This is a genomic window from Streptomyces caniscabiei, from assembly GCF_014930365.1.
Classification (GTDB): Bacteria; Actinomycetota; Actinomycetes; order Streptomycetales; family Streptomycetaceae; genus Streptomyces; species Streptomyces caniscabiei.
Genome location: NZ_JABXWI010000012.1, coordinates 44,192 through 46,945, shown reverse-complemented (window position 1 = coordinate 46,945; position 2,754 = coordinate 44,192). Strand labels below are relative to the sequence as shown.

Below are 2,754 nucleotides of genomic sequence, written 5' to 3'. Positions count from 1 at the left end.
TGTTCGCCGGAACGGCTGCGCGACGGGCGGACGTAGGGCGTACGTAGGGCGCGCGCCGGGCGCGCGCCGGGATGCTGATCCGGCGTCCGGTGGCGGGCGCGAACCGGCGGCTCCCGGACGGGTTCTGGGGTCCCTGCGAGCGGTCCGGTGCCGGCGATGCAAGTGGTGCGTCGCGAAGCGAGCCGAAGCGGACCGGAGCACGATGGAGCGGGATGAAGCGGGATGCGAGCGAAGCGGATCACGCGGGGTGCCGGTGCGTGTGCGTGGTCCGTGGCGCGCGGAGCACGTGGTGCGGTGGGATCGGACCCGCGGCTCCGGGGTCCGGCTCCCACACGCACCTCGGTGCGTCAGCGCGTCTTCGCGTGCGTCAGGTGCTCCAGTGCTCCAGGTGAATCGAGCTGCTTCAGGCTGATCTGGTGGATCAAATAAATCTGGTGGATCGGGTGGATCGGGTGGATCTGATGGATCTGATGGATCTGATGGATCGGGTGGTGCTCAGTGCGCCACCACGCGGGCCATCGGGCCACGGCGTGGCTGCATCGGAAGGCCGCGTGCGGGCTCCGGTGCGGGCGGCCTGGCGCCGGGCGCGGCCTGACGGCCGGTCGGTGCCGGGCTGCGGCGCGGCTGTGCGGCCACGCCGTTCTGCACGTCCATGACGGCGTGGGCCACCAGGCCACCCATGGGGTCGTGCCGGATCAGGTCCCGCAGCCGGGAACGGGACGAGCGTCCCTCGTTCCCCGGATACAGGTGCTTGCCGAGGCCGACCGCGTGCGCCAGGGCGGCGAGCGCCGCGGTCCGCGGGTCCGGCGGTACGCCGGTGCGGATCGCGGAATCCAGCCGGGCTCGGATCTCCCGGCTGATCTCGGTCTGACTCGCCTGGTAGCGAGTCGTCGGCAGCACTCCGCACATCTGGCCCGCCACGGCATGCACCATGCCGCACCGCTCCAGATGCGAGAGGTAGGTCTGGCGGAGCCCGAGACGCGGCCCGCCTATCCAGTGGACCGCCCGTACGGGAGCGCCACGCCTTCGCAGCAACTCCAACGCGCAGTCCAGTGTCGGATCTCCAGTCGGCCGTGGGGACACCACGGCGATACGATCCCCGTCTGGGGCTATCCGTCCGGCCAGCGCCAGCTCCACTAGCTGCGCTCCGGCCAGACCGAGGTCGAGCGACTGCGGCTGTGCGGTGGTACCCGTGGCCGGGTCCAGCGCCAGCAGTAGAAGCTCTTCCGGAATACTTCTGCGGCTCCTGCCCATCCATGCCTCCCCGCGTGGATGAATGACAGGGTGACCCCTCTCACATTGGTCTGTCGAGAGTGCGTGACCGAAATGTAGTGGAACCGGTAGGTATGTCGTTCTCGTCTACCGGAGGGGTTAAGCCCGCACACAGGACACTGGTACATGGTTCGGACAGCGGCGCGGCGCGGTGGCGCGCCGGTGACTAGTGTCCGGGCGGCGGGTTTTCACGGATTCACGGATTCACGGATTCGCGGATTCACGGGTTCACGGCACGGTTCGGTTGGGCGCGCGCCCCTAGGACGGGCGGCGCGCGGGAGGAGGCATCGGTGGCGGGCACGTCCCCCGACAGGTCGAAGCGGTACGAGTCGTCGACGGAGTCGACGCCGGGGAACGAGCGAGCGGTTCCGGACCCCGGGGGCTCGGTGCCGGGCCAGTCCGCAGGCTCCGCCGCCCCCTCCCCGGACCCACGCCTCGCGATGTCCCGGCCGTCCACCCCGAAGCCGGACCAGGCGACGGCGGTCTTCTCCCGCCGGGCACTCCTGGAGGAGGCGGAGGGCGGCCGACGGGACGCGGCCGAGTCAACGGCCACGGAGTCGGGGGCCGGGGACGGTCCCGAGCACGGTGACGCCGCCGCAGCGGCACGACGGCCCGAGGCCGGGCGCGATGCCGCACCCACGGCCGACGGAGGAACGGCCGAGGAGGACGACGCCGCGAAGTCCCCGGCTCCCGAGGCCGCCGCGGGCGGCGAGGCGACGACGGCCGATCCCGCTGACGAAGAGACGACGTCCGCGGACGAGGCAACCGACCCCACCACCGACGAACCACACTCCGCCGATGCCACCCGCGAACCGGACGACGGCACACGCGAGACGGACGGCGTCCGCGAGACCGGTGGCGAAGAGCCCGTAGCCGACGGCGGCGCAGACGAACCGGGCGACGGGGTACGTGAGGCTGCCGGGGCCGCGCGCGATTCCGGCCACGGGGCACGCGAGGCCACCGGAGATGCGGGCGATTCCGGCGACGGGGTACGTGAGGCTGCCGACGACACGCGCGAATCCGACGGCGGGGCAGGTGAAGCCGCCGGAGACGCGAGTGAAACCGGCGACGGACGCGAGCCCACGGGCGACCGCGAGGGCGGCGAGGCACGCGAACCTGCCGGCGACCGCGAGAGCGGCAGCGCCACGCGCACACCCGCTGGCGCCCACGAGCCCGCCACCGATGGTGCACCTGCCGCCGCCCATGAGCCCGCCGACGGCCGCGAGGGCGGCGGCGGACGTGGACCCGCCGGTGACGGCGAGAGCGGCGGCGACACACGCGTCCTCACCATGACCCCACGCGAGCCCGCCACCGACCGCGAGCCCGCCACCGACCGCGTGCCCGCTGCCGCCCACGAGTCCGCCACCGATGGTGCATCTGGCGCCGCCCATGAGCCCGCCGACGGCCGCGAGGGCGGCGGCGGACGTGGACCCGCCGGTGACGGCGAGAGCGGCGGCGACACACGCGTCCTCACCATGACCC

At 73.1% G+C, this 2,754-nt stretch carries 2 protein-coding genes and 1 pseudogene; all 3 read right to left on the bottom strand.

Features of this window, described 5'->3' with window-relative positions; all coding sequences use genetic code 11:
- Positions 1-495: 495 nt before the first annotated feature.
- Positions 496-1,254, bottom strand: coding sequence for a GOLPH3/VPS74 family protein (locus tag HW837_RS30560; RefSeq protein ID WP_045556150.1), 759 nt, complete (start codon positions 1,252-1,254; stop codon positions 496-498).
- A gap of 238 nt (positions 1,255-1,492) precedes the next feature.
- Entirely contained in the window at positions 1,493-1,825 is a 333-nt protein-coding gene (locus tag HW837_RS30555; RefSeq protein ID WP_045556151.1) for a hypothetical protein, read from the bottom strand.
- A pseudogene (locus HW837_RS30550) lies at positions 1,815-2,754 on the bottom strand (hypothetical protein); the annotation flags it as partial. The pseudogene HW837_RS30550 and the gene HW837_RS30555, both read right to left, overlap by 11 nt.